Raw genomic sequence first — 16,127 nt, forward strand, 5'->3', positions numbered from 1 at the left:
TCTGGCGCGCGTCTCCGCAGTGGCCGAAGAGGGCCTTCGTGCACGCCCCGCCTTCAGATGAAGCTCCCTTTTTGATAGCGACCCGGGTGCGACAATCTCGCCATGGAAATGCTGGTGGTTACGTGCGCCTCGCTGCTCGCGGGCTTTGTCGACTCGATCGTGGGCGGTGGCGGATTGATCCTCGTGCCGGCGCTGTTCGCCGTATTTCCGGGGGCACCGCCAGCCACGTTGCTGGGCACCAACAAAAGTGCTTCGATTTGGGGCACGGCGGCTGCGGCGGCCCAATTCAGCCAGCGGGTGCAGATGCGCTGGGGCGCCTTGTGGCCTGCCGCAGTTGTCGGTTTCGCAGGTTCGATGCTGGGCGCGTGGGGGGTGACCCTGTTCCCGGGCGATTTCCTGCGCCGTGCGCTGCCGGTCGTGCTGGTGGGCGTGCTGATCTACACGGTGGCGCGCAAGGACCTGGGGCGCCACCATGTGCCGCGCTTCAGCGGCCGCGCGGAAACGCTCGCGGCTTGCGCCATCGGGCTTGCCATCGGCTTCTACGACGGGTTCTTCGGCCCCGGCGCCGGCAGTTTCCTCGTCTTCCTGTTCGTGCGCTGGATGGGCTACGACTTTCTCAACGCATCCGCGTCAGCCAAAGTCATCAACACACTCACCAACGCCGCGGCCCTGCTGCTGCTCGCGCTCAAGGGCCATGTCTGGTGGCACTATGGGCTGGTGATGGCGGTGGCCAACGTGGCCGGCAGCCTGCTGGGTACGCGTGTTGCATTGAAGCACGGGGCCGGCTTCGTGCGGGTGGTGTTCATCGTCGTCGTGAGCGCGCTGATCCTGAAGACCGCCTATGACGCATTTCTGAGATAGCAAATCGAGAAAGTCCGATTTCATGGCATTGCCAGAGCCTGTTGAACGCCCCGCACCCGTCAGCTTCTGGCAGGCCTTCATGTATTGGTTCAAGCTCGGCTTCATCAGCTTCGGCGGCCCGGCCGGCCAGATCGCACTCATGCACCAGGAACTGGTCGAGCGGCGGCGCTGGATATCGGAAAAGCGCTTTCTCCACGCGCTCAATTACTGCATGCTGCTGCCCGGCCCCGAGGCACAGCAGTTGGCCACCTACATCGGCTGGCTCATGCACCGCACCTGGGGCGGCATTGCGGCGGGCGTGCTCTTCGTGCTGCCGTCGCTCTTCATCCTGATTGGGCTGTCGTGGGCCTACATGGCCTACGGCCATGTGCCGGCCGTGGCGGGCCTGCTCTACGGCGTCAAGCCCGCGGTCACGGCCATCGTGCTGTTCGCCGCCTGGCGCATCGGTTCGCGGGTGCTCAAGAACCCCTGGCTCTGGGCAATTGCGGTTGCCGCGTTCGTGGCAATCTTCGCGCTGCGGTTGCCGTTCCCGCTCATCGTGCTGGGCGCGGGAGCCATCGGCTATTTCGGCAGCCGCTTCGCACCGGCTTACTTTGCAGCGGGCGGAGGGCACGGCGCCGCCGCGGCATCGGCCGGCCCGGCGCTGATCGATGACGACACGCCGACGCCGCCGCACGCCCTTTTCGGTTGGGGCCGTTTCGTGCGCGTGCTGTCGGTTTTCCTCTTGCTATGGCTCGTGACCCTTGGCGCACTCGCGGCGTTTTATGGATGGCACGGTGCGCTGACGCAGATGGCCTGGTTCTTCACCAAGGCGGCGCTTCTGACCTTCGGCGGCGCCTATGCGGTGCTGCCCTATGTTTTCCAGGGCGCGGTCGACCACTACCATTGGCTCAGCGCTACGCAGATGATCGACGGGCTGGCGCTGGGAGAAACCACGCCGGGCCCGCTGATCATGGTGGTGTCGTTCGTGGGTTTCGTCGGCGGCTGGGGGCAAGCGCTGTTCGGCCCACATGCCCTCTTCGCGGCGGGGGCCGCCGCGGCGGCGGTGGTGACGTTCTTCACCTTCCTGCCGTCGTTCCTGTTCATCTTGCTGGGCGGGCCCTTCATCGAATCGACCCATGGCAACCTGAAGTTCACCGCCCCGCTGACCGCCATCACTGCGGCCGTGGTCGGCGTGATCGTCAATCTGGCTGTCTTCTTCGCCTACCACGTGCTCTGGCCCGCGGGCTTGTCCGGCCCATTCGAGTTTCCCTCCGCGATCATCGGGGTCATTGCGGCCATCGCGCTTTTCCGCTTCAAGGCCGGCGTGATCCCGGTGGTGCTTGCCTCCGCATTCGCCGGCATGGCCTGGCAGCTGCTCGTGCGCTGACCGGCGAAAACAAAAAAAGCTCCCGAAGGAGCTTTTTATTCATGCGGAGAGCCGAGGCTCTCGCAATGAGTGCAGGTAAGTGCGTGAGGGCTTAGTAACCGCCGCGGCCACCGCCGCCGCCGCCGTAGCCGCCGCCACCACCGCTGCGGCCACCGCCGCCACCACCGTAGCCGCCGCCGCCACCACCACCGCCGTAACCACCACCACCGCCGCCGCCGCCGTAGCCGCCGCCACCACCGGTACGGGGGGGACGAGCTTCCATCGGACGTGCTTCGTTCACGGTCAGGGCGCGGCCCTGGAGCGAATGGCCGTTCATGGCTTCAACGGCAGCCAGCGCTTCTGCGTCGGTGCCCATTTCCACGAAACCGAAGCCCTTGGAGCGGCCGGTGTCGCGTTCCATCATGACCTTGGCGCTGACGATCGAGCCGAACTCGCCGAAAGCCTGTTCCAGGTCGTTATCACGCACGGAGTAGGCGAGGTTGCCTACGTAGAGTTTCTTGCCCATTGAGGGACTCCTAATTCAAACCAACAATACAAAGCGATGGAGTCCCAGAATCACAACAAACAAATGCGCTGTGGCGCGAAACTGACCGATCACCGAATTACGTGCACGGGAGCATGCTCACAGACACGTAGGCCGGATTATCAATCCGAACTGGAAAAAGCGCGCCGAAATTCGCTGTTATTACGAAACATCACGTCCTGAAGGGCGGTTTCGCAACGGTTGGAGCAGCCCGGAAAGCCCGTTGTGGTCTATTTCATGCATCAAATGGAGCAGCCGGCCGATCTCGCCTGAGGGAAAACCCTCGCGGGCGAACCAATTCAGATAATTTCCGGGCAAATCGGCAATCAGCGTGCCCTTGTGTTTGCCAAAGGGCATTTGGAGCGTGACGAGGCGCTGCAAGTCTTCGGGTTTCATGCGCTTCAGCCTCCCGCGCGCTTGACCGTGTGGCCCTGCTTCACCAGGGCGGCGATCACCAGTTCGCGGTGATCGCCCTGGATCTCGATGGTGCCCTCCTTAACCGTGCCACCCGAGCCGCAGGCCGTCTTGAGCTGCTTGCCCACGGCCGCGAGCGCGGCCGCATCGAGCCCGAGGCCCTTGACCACGGTCACGCCCTTGCCTTTGCGGCCCTTGGTCTCGTGCGATACACGCACAATGCCATCGGTGGCCGGAATGCGCGCCTTGTTTTCCTTGCAGCGGCACTGCGCCATCGGCGCGCCGCAATCGGGGCACATGCGGCCGCCCGCCTCGGTGGAGTACACCAGGGCGCTGGCCTGATTGCTTTTCATCGTTGCCATTCGGTCGGTCTCTTCTTCACTTCGTCTTCACTGCTTCCGGTTTCATTTCTCTGTCTCTCCACATGCCATTCGACTCACTGGGCCTGGCCCCCGCGCTCGTGCAGGCTGCCGCCGAAAGCGGCTATGCCGCGCCGACCGCCATCCAGGCTGCGGCCATTCCCGCCATTCTGCAAGGCCGCGACGTGCGGGGCTCGGCGCAGACTGGTTCCGGCAAGACTGCCGCATTTTCTCTTCCGCTGCTGCAGCGCCTGGCGGCCGAATCGCCGCAGTCGCCGCGCCGCGTGCGCGCACTGGTGCTCGTGCCCACGCGCGAACTCGCGGCCCAGGTCGGCGAGACGATGCGCAGCCTGGCGCAGCACCTGCCCGAGCGGCTCAAGATCGCCATTGCCTTTGGCGGCGTATCGATCAACCCGCAGATGATGAGCCTGCGCGGCGGCGCAGACATCGTGGTGGCCACGCCGGGCCGGCTGCTCGACCTGGTGGACCACAACGCGCTGAAGCTCAACGCGGTTTCCATGTTCGTGCTCGACGAGGCCGACCGCCTGTTCGACCTCGGCTTTGCCGAGGAGCTGGGCCGCATCCTCGCGCTGCTGCCGGTGCGGCGCCAGAACCTGTTGTTCTCCGCCACCTTCCCGCCCGCCATCCAGGCGCTGGCCGACGGCACGCTGCAAGACCCTGCGGTGATCGACGTGCAGGGCGAGCCCGGCACAGAGCCGGCCATCGTGCAGCGCGTGATCGAGGTTGACGCCAACCGCCGCACGCAGCTGCTGCGCCACCTGCTGAAAGAAAACGAATGGGACCGCGTGCTGGTCTTCGTCGCCACGCAGCATGCGGCCCAGACCGTGGCCGAGAAGCTCTACAAGAACGGCGTGTATGCCGTGCCTTTTCATGGCGACATCGCGCAGGGCACGCGCACCGGCATCCTCGCCCAGTTCAAGGAGAGCCGGTGGGACGTGGTGATTGCCACCGACCTGGCCGCGCGCGGCATCGACATTGCGCAGCTGCCGGTGGTGATCAACTACGACCTGCCGCGTTCGCCCACCGACTACATCCACCGTATCGGCCGCACCGGCCGTGCCGGCGAAAGCGGGCTGGCCATCAGCTTCGTGAGCGCGGCCACCGAGGCGCACTTCCGCCTCATCGAGAAGCGCCAGGGCCTCAGCCTTCCGCGCGAGCGCATCGAAGGTTTCGAGCCGACCGAAGCCGCCGTGCCGATGGTCGATGCCTCGGGCACCGGCGGTATCAAGGGCAAGCGGCCGAGCAAGAAGGACAAGCTGCGCGCGGCGAACGCACTGGCCGCGGGCCGGCCAGGCGAAAGCGAGCAGAACGACTGACTCCGGGTCTAGAGCCAGCCCAGCTGCCGCGCCGCCAGCTCCTTCATGATCTCCTCGGCGCCGCCGCCGATCATCATGACCTTCACTTCGCGGTAGACGCGCTCGCTCACCGTGCCGCGCATGAAGCCCATGCCGCCGAGTATCTGCACCGCCTGGTCGGCGCAGAACTGCATGGTCTGCGTGGCGTGGTTCTTGAGCATGCAGGCCTGTGCGACCCATTCAGGCGCGTTGAAGCGGCCAGCCGCTTCGTGCGCATCGCCTTCGGCCGACACAGCCTCCAGCCAGGCCTCGGTGGAGGCAATGCGCATCTGCATGTCGACCAGCTTGTGCCGCACTGCCTGGTGCTCGATGAGCGCGGCGCCGAATGTCTTGCGCCCCTGCGACCAGGACAGCGCTTCGTCGAAGCAGGCCTGTGCGAAGCCGAGCGCGCCCGCGGCCAGCCCGATGCGCTCGCCATTGAAGTTGCCCATGACCATGCGGAAGCCTCCGCCTTCGTTCCCTAGAAGGTAGCGTGCGGGCACACGCACGTTGTCGAAATGCAGCTGCGCGGTGTCGGAGCACCACCAGCCCATCTTCGCGAGGCGCGTGCGCGTGAGGCCGGCCGCATCGCCGGGCACCAGCAGCATCGAGATGCCGCCCGCGCCGCGTTCCTCGCCGGTGCGCACGGCCACCGTGATCCAGTCGGCGCGCATGCCGGAGGTGATGAAGGTCTTTTCGCCGTTCACCACGTAGTGTTCTCCGTCGCGCTTTGCCGTGGTGCGCAATGCCGCCACGTCGGAGCCGCCGCCGGGCTCGGTGATGGCAAGCGCCGAGATCTTCTCGCCGCGCAGCACCGGCGGCACGACCTCGGCGCGCACGGCATCGGTCGCATGCAGCACCACCGGCGGCAGGCCGATGTTGTGCGAGAAGAGGCTGGCGAGCACGCCGCCGCTCTTGCCGTGCCGTGCCAGCGCGATCCATGCGGGAAGCTTGAGCGCATACGAAGCAGGCGTGCCGCCCAATGCCTCGGGGTAGCCGAGGCCGAGCAGGCCCAGCTCCGCGGCGCGCGCATAGAGCGCGCGGGGAAACTCGCCCGCGTCATCCCAGGCCTGCACGTGCGGCGCGATCTCGTTCTCGGCAAAGCGCCGCACCGTATCGGCGAGCGCCGCGCGGTCGGCTTGCAGTTGGGCGTCCATGCGCGCTTCAGCCGCCGTCAGCCGCGTGGTGGCCGTTTGGCAATGCCCATGGTCTTCGCGAGGATGCCGAGCATCACTTCATCCGCGCCGCCGCCGATGGAGCCCAGCCGGCCGTCGCGGTACAGGCGCGAGACGCGGTTCTCGAGCGTGAAGCCCATGCCGCCCCAGAACTGCAGGCAGGTGTCGGCGACCTGCCGCGTGAGCCGGCCGGTCTTGAGCTTGGCCATCGAGGCGAGTTCGAGCACGTCCTCGCCTTGCACATGCAGGTCGCAGGCCCGGTAGGTGAGGGCGCGAAGCGCCTCTACTTCGGTCTTGAGCTCGGCCAGCTTGAACTGCACCCACTGCTGGTCGGCCAGCGTGGCGCCGAACATCTTGCGCTCCTGCGCCCACTCGATGGTCTGCGCGATGCAGTCTTCCATCGGTTCGAGCGAGCTCGCGGCGGCCCACAGCCGCTCTTCCTGGAACTGCTGCATCTGGTAGACGAAGCCCTGGCCCTCTTCGCCGATGCGATAGCGCTGCGGCACGCGAACGTTGTCGAAGTAGATGAGCCCCGTGTCGCTGGAATGCATGCCGATCTTGCGGATCTTCTTCGCCTTCTCGATGCCGGGGCAGTCCATCGGCACCATCACGAGCGACTTGTTGCGGTGCACGGGACCATCGCCGGTGTTGACCAGCATGCACATCCAGTCGGCCTGCAGGCTGTTGGTGATCCACATCTTCTGGCCGCTGATGAGGTAGTCGTCGCCGTCCTTGCGCGCATGACTCTTGAGGCCCGCCACGTCGCTGCCCGCACCGGGCTCGCTCACGCCGATGCAGCCGACCGTGTCGCCCGCGATGGCGGGTGCCAGAAACTCGCGGCGCAGTTCGTCGCTGCCGAAGCGCGCGAGCGCGGGCGTGCACATGTCGGTTTGCACGCCAATGGCCATCGGCACGCCGCCGCAGCTCACGTGGCCCAGCGCCTCGGCCATCGCCATCGCATACGAATAGTCGAGCCCCGCGCCACCAAATTCCTCGGGCTTGTTGAGGCCCAGCATGCCCAGGTTGCCGAGCTTCTTGAAGACCTCGTGCGCGGGGAAGATCTCGGCCTCTTCCCATTCCTCGACGTGCGGATTGATTTCGTCGTCGATGAAGCGGCGCAGCGTCTTCTGGATCTCGAGGTGTTCGTGGGTGTACTGCATGCGGTTGTCTCCAATCAGTCGTTCGGTGATTCGCCGCCGTCCTTGAACACGCGCGGCGTCTCGGCCAGATGAAAGCCGTCGAAAGGCCGCACCGCCGCGCGCTGCCGCGCCTGTGCGTCGGGCAACGCCATTGGCCAGCCCATGCGCACCTGCGGCCGCGCGCCGTCCACGCGCAGCACACTGCCGCTGATGAAGCTGGCGGCCGGGCTCAGCAGGAAGGCGATGGAGGCCGAGGTCTCGGCCTCGTTGCCGAAGCGACCCGCGGGCACGGTGTTGCGCATCGCGCGCAGCATGTCGCCGGCCTCGGGCGGGTAGTGGTCCATGCCGCTCGATGCGATGTAGCCGGGCGCCACGGCGTTCACGCGCACGCCGCTCGCGGCCCATTCGAGCGCGGCCGTTTCGGTAAAGCTCACCATGCCCGCGCGCGCGGCGCCGCTGTGGCCCATGTTGGGCATAGAGCCCCACATGTCGGCCACGATGTTCACGATGGCGCCGCCGTGCGCCTGCATGCTTTGCAGGAAGCATTCGCGCGCGACGAGAAAGCCGCCCGTGAGGTTGGTGTGGATCACCGCCTCCCAGCCCTTGGCCGAAATGGCTGCGAGTGGCGTGATGTACTGGCCTCCCGCGTTGTTGACGAGGCCGTCGATGCGGCCATGCGTTGCAATGATGTCGGCCACCGCCGCGCGCACCGCTTCTTCCTGCCGGATGTCGAAGGCCTGGATGCTCGCCTTTCCGCCCGCGTCTGCGATCTCGGCCTGCACCTGCTGCAGCTTTTCCACATTGCGGCCGACCAGCACCACCTGTGCGCCGAGCGATGCGAGTTCGTGCGCCGTGCAGCGGCCGATGCCCGAGCCGCCGCCGGTAACGACGATCACCTGCCCGGCGAACAGGCCGGGCGCGAACACGGAGCGGTAGCGGGAAGAGGTGCTCATTCGAAAAGCCTCCGGAATAACTGACAAGGTGCAGTGTGCGCCGTCATGCGTCGGCAATCTCCGCCACCACATGGCGCGCGGCCACCTGCGCGCCCACCGCCACATGCAGCGCGGCAACGCGGCCGGCACGCGGCGCGCAGTGCACATGCTCCATCTTCATCGCTTCGAGCGTGACGAGCGGCTGGCCGGCGGCGACGGCATCGCCTTCCGCCACCAGCAGCGCAATGACGCGGCCGTTCATCGAGGCGCGAAGCAGGCCGTCGCCGCTTGCGGCTTCGGCGCGGGGCACGGCGACATGCGTGAGGTCCTGCAGTTCGAAGGCCTGGCCGCGAAAATGGAACCACGATCGATCGGCGGATGTGCGCACCGCCCAAGCATGCTCCGAGACGCCGCCGCACAAGAAGCGCATGTGGCCATCGCCGGACAGCGAGAGCAGCTCGACGCGGGTGGGCGGCGATGCCTCGACGGCGACATCGAAACGACCTGGGCCCCGCGGCGTCACCCGCACCGCATGCACCTTGCCATTGAGTCCAAAACGCAAGGCGTTGGGCAGCGTGTGCGCAATCGGAGAAGGCCATCCGCGCTCGCCCAGTTGAAGCAGCAGCGCGGCCAGCCATACGGCGCGCTCTTCCGTGGCGGCATCAGGCGCGAGCAAAGCATCGGCGTGCTCGGCAATGAAGGCCGTCGTCGCCTTGCCATCGGCAAACACAGGATGCGAAAGGGCGCGCTGCAAGAGCTGCTGGTTGGTCGCGATGCCCAAGGCCACCGTGTCCTGCAGCCCGGCGACCAGCCGATGCCTCGCTTCGTCGCGTGTGCGGCCGTGCGCCACGAGCTTCGCGATCATCGAGTCGTAGAAGGGCGGCACCGCTGCGCCATCACGCAGTGCATGCTCGACGCGCAGGGCCGGCGAAGGCCGCCATGCGGCGAGCGTGCCGCTTTGCGGCATGAAGCCCTGTTGCGGGTCTTCGGCGCAGAGCCGGACCTCGATGGCGTGGCCGTCCATACGCACGTCTTGCTGTTCGAGCGGCAGCGGTTCGCCGGCTGCAACGCGCAGCTGCAGTTCGACCAGGTCGAGCCCGGTCACCGCCTCGGTCACCGGATGCTCCACCTGCAGCCGCGTATTCATTTCCATGAACCAGTACTGGCCTTCGGCGTCGAGCAGGAACTCGAGCGTGCCCGCGCCTTCATAGCCGATAGCCTTGGCTGCGGCCACGGCCGTCGCGCCCATGCGTTCGCGCAAGGCTGGTGACACCGCCGGCGAAGGCGATTCCTCGATCACCTTCTGGTGCCGGCGCTGCACCGAGCAATCGCGTTCGCCGAGGTGGATGGCGTTCCCGTGCCGGTCGGCAAACACCTGGATCTCGATGTGCCGAGGCGCAACGATCGCGCGCTCCAGAATCACGGTCGCGTCACCGAAGGCATGCAGAGCCTCGGACTGGGCGCTTTGCAGCAGTTCTGCAAACGCCGCGGCCGAAGGTACGAACCGCATGCCTCGCCCGCCACCGCCGGCCGTCGCCTTGATCATCACCGGCCAGCCGATGCGTTCCGCCTCCGCCGCGAGCGTGGCCGTGCGCTGGTCCTCACCTTGGTACCCCGGGATGCACGGCACGCCCGCCGCCTGCATCAGCCGCTTGGCACCGGCCTTGTCGCCCATGGCGCGAATGGCATCGGCCGAGGGGCCGATGAAGACGAGGCCGGCATCGAGGCAGGCCTGCGCGAAGTCCGCGTTCTCGGCCAGGAAGCCGTATCCCGGGTGCACCGCCTCGGCACCGCTGGCATGCGCGGCCTCGATGATGGCGGCGATGTTCAGGTAGCTTTGCGCGGGCAGCGGCTCGCCGATGCACACGGCCTGGTCTGCTTGCCGCACATGCTCCGCATCGGCATCTACGGTCGAACACACGGCCACCGTGCGATGGCCCATGGCGCGCGCGGTGCGCATCACGCGCACGGCGATTTCGCCGCGGTTGGCGATGAGGATCTTGTTGAAGCTCATGGCCGCGCCACCGAAAACTGCATCGCCTGCGGCACGCGCGAATCGGCGTCGCGGCAGACAGCAAGCACTTCCGCCAGCACCGCGCGCGTGTCGCGCGGGTCGATCACGCCGTCGTCGAGCAGCAGTGCGCTGGTGGTGAACACGCTGGTCTGGCGTTCGAAGCGCTCGACGATCTGCCGCTGCATGGCGTCGATCTTCGCGCGGTCGACCGTTCCCTTGCGAGACATGCCAGCTTCCATCACGATGGCCATGGTCTGTGCCGCCTGCTCGCCCCCCATCACCGCGGTGCGCGCGTTCGGCCACGAGAAGCAGAAGCGCGGCGCAAAGCCGCGGCCGCACATGCCGTAGTTGCCCGCGCCGTACGAGGCGCCGCAGTGCAGCGTGATCTGCGGCACGGTGGCGCTGGTCACGGCCTGGATCATCTTGGCGCCGTGCTTGATGATGCCGGCCTCTTCGTGTGCGCGGCCCACCATGTAGCCCGTGATGTTCTGCAGGTAGACGATGGGCGTGCGCGATTGGCAGCAGGCCTGGATGAAGTGCGTGGCCTTGGTCGCGCCATCGGAGTCGATGGGCCCGTTGTTGGTGACGATGCCCACTGCGTGGCCTTCGAGCCGCATGTGCCCGCACACCGTGGCGCTGCCATAGTGCTCGCTGAATTCGAGGAACTCGGAGCCGTCGGCAATGCGCGCGATGACCTCGCGCATGTCCACTGGCCGCCGCCCATCGCTCGGCATGATGCCGAGCAGTTCTTCGGCCTCGTACAGCGGCGGTGCGAACCGGCGCGGCGCCTCGTCGCGGGCCCAATCAATGCCGCCGAGAATCGAGCGCGCGATGCGTATCGCGTCGCGGTCGTCCTCGGCCAGGTAGTCGCCAAGGCCGGAGACGTGGGTATGCATCACGGCGCCGCCCAGCTCCTCTTCGGTGGCGATCTCGCCAGTCGCCGCCTTCAGCAACGGTGGTCCGGCCAGGAAGGCGCGGGTGCGGTCGCGCACCATCACGATGTAGTCTGAAAGCCCGGTCTGGTAGGCGCCGCCCGCGGTCGACGAGCCGTGCGTCACAGTCACCACCGGCAACCCCGCGGCGGAGAGTCGCGCCAGGTTGCGGAAGATGCCGCCGCCGCGCACGAAATCCTGCACGCGGTATTGCATGAGGTTGGCGCCCGCGCTCTCCACCAGCTGCACATAGGGGAGCTTGTTTTCTAGCGCGATCTCCTGCACGCGCAGTTGCTTGTCCAGGCCCATGGGCTGCAGCGCGCCGGCGTCAATGCCCGAGTCGGACGCGCTGACCATGCAGCGCACGCCCGAGACCCGGCCGATGCCCGCGATCACGCCGCCGCCGGGCACGCTCTTGCCGAGGTCTTCGTTGTCGTGGCCCAGCCCCGCGAGCGAGGCCAGCGGCAGAAAGGGCGCGCCGGTGTCGAGCAGCAGTGCGAGGCGCTCGCGCGGCAGCAGCTGGCCACGCCTGGCGAAGCGCTCGGCCGACGCATTCGAGGCCGCCGCAGCGCGCGCCTCGTGCGACCGCACCTGTCCGAGCAGCGCCAGCATGCTGGCGCGGTGGGCCTGGAAGGATTCGCTGGCCGTGTGCAGCCGGGATTCGATGGCGGGCATGGAAGAGTCAGTGCAGAACGCTTTCGCTCTGCACCGACTCTAGGACGCCGCTGCGTGCCCGGCTTGCGCCAATTGGCTGGTGCGGCCCACAAGCGTCACGGGACGCTCGACCACGAGTCTTGTCCCGCCTCAGAATTTCGGGCGAATCCGATAGATCGCGTTGTTTCGGTCGGCTGACATGTAGATGGTTCCGTCGCGTCCCACCGCGACCCCGGTGACCACATAAGGCGGCGGCAAGCCCGGGCCGCCGGCCAGCCCGATCGGCAGGTTTTCCGCCACCGTACGGCGGGATCCGTTGGAAGGGTCGATCTCCACCAACCGGCGCGCCGCGCTTTCGGCCACGACGAAGCTGCCCCACGGTGTCTGGGCCACACCTTCCGGCAGTGCAAGGCCTTCTGCGATGGCGCGCAGCGGGGCGCTGGCATCGAGTGGAATGCGCGTCAGCTTGCCCGCGGCCTCGCTCACGTACAGCGCGCCGTCCTGCCCGACGATCATCTGCACCGGCCCGCCCAGGCCGCTGGCGAGCACTTGCTTCTCTGCAAAATGAAGGCCCCGCGCACGGGTGATGGTGCCGGTGGCAATCTCGGCATAGATCACGCTGCCATCGGGCATGGGGATGGCATCGAAAGGCGCCTTCAGCCCGTGGATGGTTTCGACGGTCCTGAGCGTCTGGCGATCGACCAGCTGCACCGTGCCCGTGAACCACGAGGTCAGCGCGAAGAGCGTGCCCGAGACGCCGACCGCGAAGGGGTAGTCGAGCCCGGGATCGCGCTGCATGCGGAACACGTCGCGCACTTCGCCCGTGCGCACGTTCACCTGACGAAAGCCGAACACGTCGGCCACCCAGAGCGTGTGGCCGTCGATCTTGAGGCCGGCGGGCGCCGCGAGCTTGCCACTGGTGAGCGTGCGCAGCGCGCCGGTGGCGGGATCGAAGGCCTGGATTTCGTTGTTGGCCATGTTCGACACGTAGATCGTGCCGTCGGGCGCAATGGCGAGGTTGTCGAGCGAGGGGCGCAGCTGCTTGGCGACAGTCTTGCGGCCGGTGGCGAGGTCCACCTTGACCAGTTCGCCGCTGCGCGCATCGACCACCCAAAGATTGCCCTTGCCGTCGAGATTGGCAGCCGCGGGAATCTTGAAGCCGTCGGCGATCACGGTCATGTTGCCGTTGGCCGGGTCGATCTTCACGACCTGGCCCTTGAACCACAGCGGCCCATAGAGCATGCCGTCCGGCCCGACCTCGAAGCCGTTGAAACCGCCCATGTCCTTCTTGATGAGCCGCGGCGGCTTCTGGCCCATGCGGTCGATCTCCCACAGCGCATCGCCCAAAAACACCTGCGAGGCATAGAGCTTGTGGTTGCGGCGATCGAAGTCCAGCGAGTTGAGGCCGGGCAGGTCCTTGGCGAGCACGCGCATCGGCGCGCCATCGGCCTCGCGGTAGCGCAGCATGCCCATGAGGTAGTTGGTCCACGCCAGCTCGCCCTTGGGACCGACGGCGATGTCGTCGGCCTGCCCTTCCGGCGCATCGATCAAGACCTTGGCCGCGCCGGTGTTGCGGTCGACCTCCCACAGCGTATTGCCCAGTACCGAGCCTGCGAGCAGCCGACCCTTCGAATCGATGGCCAGCCCGTGGACCCCGGCGAACGATGACGGCGGCACCAGCGCTTCGGGCTCGGACCACGACGAGGGCCGTGTGGGCGGTGGCTTCGGTGCGAGGCTTCCGCAGGCGCCCAGCAGCGCGAACATGGCAATCAGCGCGGCGGCGCAAAACGGGCGACGGGGCATGTCTTCTCCTTCTGGTGAATGCGCGCGCAGTCTAGAAGGAGGAAGGGGCAGTGGCGCAATCTCCACCGCGACATGCGCACTTTCGTCCGCTGCGGATTACCCGCGGTTGCGCGCCGTTCACCCGCGCAAAAGCTGCGTCACCGTGTGAATCAGGAGGCCCACCAAGCCGCCCACCAGCGTGCCGTTGATCCGGATGAACTGCAGGTCCCGCCCGATGTGGCGCTCCAGCTCGTCGGTCATCTCGCTCGCGTTCCATTCGCCGACGCGCTCCTCGATGTAGCGGCGGATGTCCTCGCGATAGCGCTCGATGGCCAGCGGCGCGGCCGCTTCGATCTGCTCGTTGATCCAGTGGCGGATCGCCTCGTCGGCCTGCAGCCGCTGGCCCAGCGCGCCGGCCATCGATGCGATACGCCGGCCGATCGTCGAGTCGCCGCGGCCGAGATCGTCGTGCAGCCAGGCCAGGAGCTCGCCCCAGATGCTGTGCAGATAGTCGCCGAGGGCAGGGTGCGCCATCAGCTCGGCTCGGATCTGCTCGCCGCGCTGCTGGAACTCGGGGTCGAGCTTGAGCCGCACCACGAAGTCATCGACGAAGTGATCGAAGCGCTTGCGCATGGGGTGGTCGGGCTCGGCCGCCAGCTCGGCGATGGTGCGGGCCACGGCCGCCACGATCTTGCGTGTCGCGAGCTTGGCCGCCACCTGGTCAAGGCCCACGTAGCGCAGAGTCTTGATCTCGCGCGCAATGGCTTCGGTGATATGCGACTGCACCTCTTCGCCTTCGAGCAGGCCAGCCACCTGCTGCAGCACGTCGTCCAGCAGCGCCTGGTGGCGCCCGCCGGCCGTGAGTGCGTCCAGCGCTTGGCCCATCAGGCGAGAGAGATCGATCTTCTCGAGGCCTGCCGCGGCGGCGCGTCCCATGAAGGCGCGCACGCGCTCGTCGTCGAATGCCGAGAGACCATAGCGCGCCGCCGCCACGCCCCATTCGCCGAGCTTCTCGCCGCTGGCCGGTCGCGCGAGCCAGTCGGCCAGCCGGCCGGCCGCATTGAACTGCCGCAGCTTGGCAAGCACCTGCGCGGTGCTCAGGAAGTTGTTGCAGATGAAGCCGGCCAGCTTGGCGCCGATGCGGTCCTTGTTGCTCGGGATGATCGCGGTGTGCGGAATCGGCAGGCCGAGCGGGTGCCGGAACAGCGCCACCACCGCGAACCAATCGGCAATCGCTCCGACCATCGCGGCCTCGGCAAAGGCGGCCACGTAGCCCCAGGCGGGGTGCTGCCCATGCAGCGCGCTGGCCAGCGCATAGAGCAGCGCGGCGGCGCACAGCAGGCCGAGCGCAACGCGCTTCATGCGGTCCAACGCGAACCCTTCGGCGCCGCCATCAGCCGATCTTGGGGGTCGAGGCGAGGCGTTCCATGAACAGCTCGCAGCGCGCCAGTTGCTCGAGGCTCACGAACTCGTCGGGCTGGTGCGCCTGGTTGATGCTGCCCGGGCCGCACACCACGGTGGGGATGCCGGCGTTCTTGAACAGGCCCGCCTCCGTGCCGAAAGCCACCAGCGTGGTGCGATCTTCGCCCGAGAGGCGCTGCGCGAGCTGCGTGACCGGATCGCCCGCCGCGCCGAGGAAGCTCGGAATCTCGCAGATGGTCTCGAAGCGGAAGCCCGCGTCGGGCGCCACTGTCTTCATCGACGCTTCGAGCCTGCCGGCATAGGAGACGACTTCGTCCTGCATCTTCTTGGCGTCGGCTGTCGGAAGGTCGCGGAATTCGTAACGGAACTCGGCATCGCGAGGCACCACGTTGTCGGCAATGCCGCCGTGGAACTGGCCCACGCTCGCGGTGCTGAAGGGCACGTCGAAGCCTTCGTAGCGCGGTTCGCTGCGCTCGAAGCCTTCGGCCATGTCGCGCACCTTGCCGACCACGCGTGCGGCCATCTCGATGGCATTGACCGAGTGCGGCGTGAGCGACGAATGCGCCTCCTTGCCGCGCACGCAGCAGCGGTAGCGGTACACGCCCTTGTGCGCGATGGCTGGCACCATGCTGGTGGGCTCGCCCACGATGCAGGCAACGGGCTTGATGCCGGCGTCGCGCATGTCGGCGATGAGTTCCTTCACGCCGAAGCAGCCGATCTCTTCTTCATAGCTGAAGGCGAAGTGCACCGCGAAGGGCGAATCGCTTTCGAGAAAACGACTCGCATTGGACAGCGCGATCGCGATGAAGCTCTTCATGTCGGCCGAGCCGCGGCCGTAGAGGCGCTCATCCTTCACCGTGGCGGAGAGCGGATCGACGCTCCATTCCTGCCCGTCCCAGGGGACCGTGTCGGTGTGGCCCGAAATGATGACGCCGGCCGGCTTGCCTTCGCCGAGCGTGGCAAACAGGTTGGCCTTCGTTCTCTCGGCGTTGTAGGTGATGCGGCTCTTCACACCCAATGCGGCCAGGTGGCTTTGCGCAAGGTCGATCAGCTGCAGATTGCTGTTCGCGCTGACGGTGTTCATGCGCACCAGCGCCTGGGCGAGTGCGAGGCTTTGAGGGGAAAGCGTGTGGGGCATGCAACAGATTGTCCAAGAAGTCGGCGCCCTGCGCCGATGCGCGCCCTGGCTGTCATGC

General features: G+C 67.1%; 14 protein-coding genes. 3 read left to right on the top strand and 11 right to left on the bottom strand.

Annotation, left to right across the window (positions count from 1 at the left end; genetic code table 11):
• Positions 1-102 precede the first annotated feature (102 nt).
• Together ASC78_RS10825 and chrA are read left to right on the top strand one after the other, a co-directional pair.
• A complete protein-coding gene (locus tag ASC78_RS10825; protein ID WP_055800568.1) occupies positions 103-861 on the top strand; it encodes a TSUP family transporter in 759 nt (252 codons plus the stop codon).
• A 22-nt stretch (positions 862-883) separates the two neighbouring features.
• Positions 884-2,230: a chromate efflux transporter gene (chrA, locus tag ASC78_RS10830; protein WP_055800571.1), complete on the top strand. Its 1,347-nt coding sequence runs from the start codon at positions 884-886 to the stop codon at positions 2,228-2,230.
• 91 nt (positions 2,231-2,321) lie between these two features.
• On the opposite strand, the gene ASC78_RS10835 is transcribed toward chrA, so the two are convergent.
• The 3 genes from ASC78_RS10835 to ASC78_RS10840 form a co-directional block, all read right to left on the bottom strand.
• Positions 2,322-2,735: an RNA recognition motif domain-containing protein gene (locus ASC78_RS10835; RefSeq protein WP_055800576.1), complete on the bottom strand. Its 414-nt coding sequence runs from the start codon at positions 2,733-2,735 to the stop codon at positions 2,322-2,324.
• 180 nt (positions 2,736-2,915) lie between these two features.
• Positions 2,916-3,149, bottom strand: coding sequence for a DUF3820 family protein (locus ASC78_RS26995; RefSeq protein ID WP_082517498.1), 234 nt, complete (start codon positions 3,147-3,149; stop codon positions 2,916-2,918).
• 5 nt (positions 3,150-3,154) lie between these two features.
• Entirely contained in the window at positions 3,155-3,529 is a 375-nt protein-coding gene (locus ASC78_RS10840) for a translation initiation factor Sui1 (protein ID WP_055800580.1), read from the bottom strand.
• A gap of 62 nt (positions 3,530-3,591) precedes the next feature.
• Here ASC78_RS10840 and ASC78_RS10845 point away from each other — a divergent pair, with 62 nt between their 5' ends.
• Positions 3,592-4,863: a DEAD/DEAH box helicase gene (locus ASC78_RS10845; RefSeq protein WP_055800583.1), complete on the top strand. Its 1,272-nt coding sequence runs from the start codon at positions 3,592-3,594 to the stop codon at positions 4,861-4,863.
• Positions 4,864-4,871: 8 nt separating this feature from the next.
• On the opposite strand, the gene ASC78_RS10850 is transcribed toward ASC78_RS10845, so the two are convergent.
• From ASC78_RS10850 to argE, 8 genes are all read right to left on the bottom strand, one after another.
• A complete protein-coding gene (locus ASC78_RS10850) occupies positions 4,872-6,038 on the bottom strand; it encodes an acyl-CoA dehydrogenase family protein (RefSeq protein WP_055800586.1) in 1,167 nt (388 codons plus the stop codon).
• A gap of 17 nt (positions 6,039-6,055) precedes the next feature.
• Positions 6,056-7,216, bottom strand: a complete 1,161-nt coding sequence (locus ASC78_RS10855; RefSeq protein WP_055800590.1) for an acyl-CoA dehydrogenase family protein — start codon at positions 7,214-7,216, stop codon at positions 6,056-6,058.
• A 14-nt stretch (positions 7,217-7,230) separates the two neighbouring features.
• The gene (locus ASC78_RS10860) at positions 7,231-8,148 is read right to left on the bottom strand and encodes an SDR family oxidoreductase (RefSeq protein ID WP_055800592.1); all 918 of its coding nucleotides are present in this window, start codon (positions 8,146-8,148) and stop codon (positions 7,231-7,233) included.
• Between the two features lie 43 nt (positions 8,149-8,191).
• Positions 8,192-10,141, bottom strand: coding sequence for an acetyl/propionyl/methylcrotonyl-CoA carboxylase subunit alpha (locus ASC78_RS10865; protein ID WP_055800597.1), 1,950 nt, complete (start codon positions 10,139-10,141; stop codon positions 8,192-8,194).
• Positions 10,138-11,748 (bottom strand): acyl-CoA carboxylase subunit beta, encoded by a 1,611-nt coding sequence (locus ASC78_RS10870; RefSeq protein ID WP_055800600.1) that lies wholly within the window; start codon positions 11,746-11,748, stop codon positions 10,138-10,140. The genes ASC78_RS10865 and ASC78_RS10870 overlap by 4 nt, the downstream gene beginning before the upstream one ends.
• Before the next feature lie 129 nt (positions 11,749-11,877).
• Positions 11,878-13,530 carry a Vgb family protein gene (locus ASC78_RS10875; RefSeq protein WP_055800604.1) on the bottom strand — a complete coding sequence of 551 codons (1,653 nt, stop codon included), beginning with the start codon at positions 13,528-13,530 and terminating at the stop codon, positions 11,878-11,880.
• A gap of 117 nt (positions 13,531-13,647) precedes the next feature.
• Positions 13,648-14,871, bottom strand: a complete 1,224-nt coding sequence (locus tag ASC78_RS10880; protein ID WP_055800607.1) for a DUF445 domain-containing protein — start codon at positions 14,869-14,871, stop codon at positions 13,648-13,650.
• Between the two features lie 31 nt (positions 14,872-14,902).
• A complete protein-coding gene (gene argE / locus ASC78_RS10885; RefSeq protein WP_055800610.1) occupies positions 14,903-16,069 on the bottom strand; it encodes an acetylornithine deacetylase in 1,167 nt (388 codons plus the stop codon).
• Between the last annotated feature and the right edge of the window lie 58 nt (positions 16,070-16,127).

Source organism: Variovorax sp. Root318D1 (genome assembly GCF_001424835.1).
Lineage (GTDB): Bacteria > Pseudomonadota > Gammaproteobacteria > Burkholderiales > Burkholderiaceae_C > Variovorax.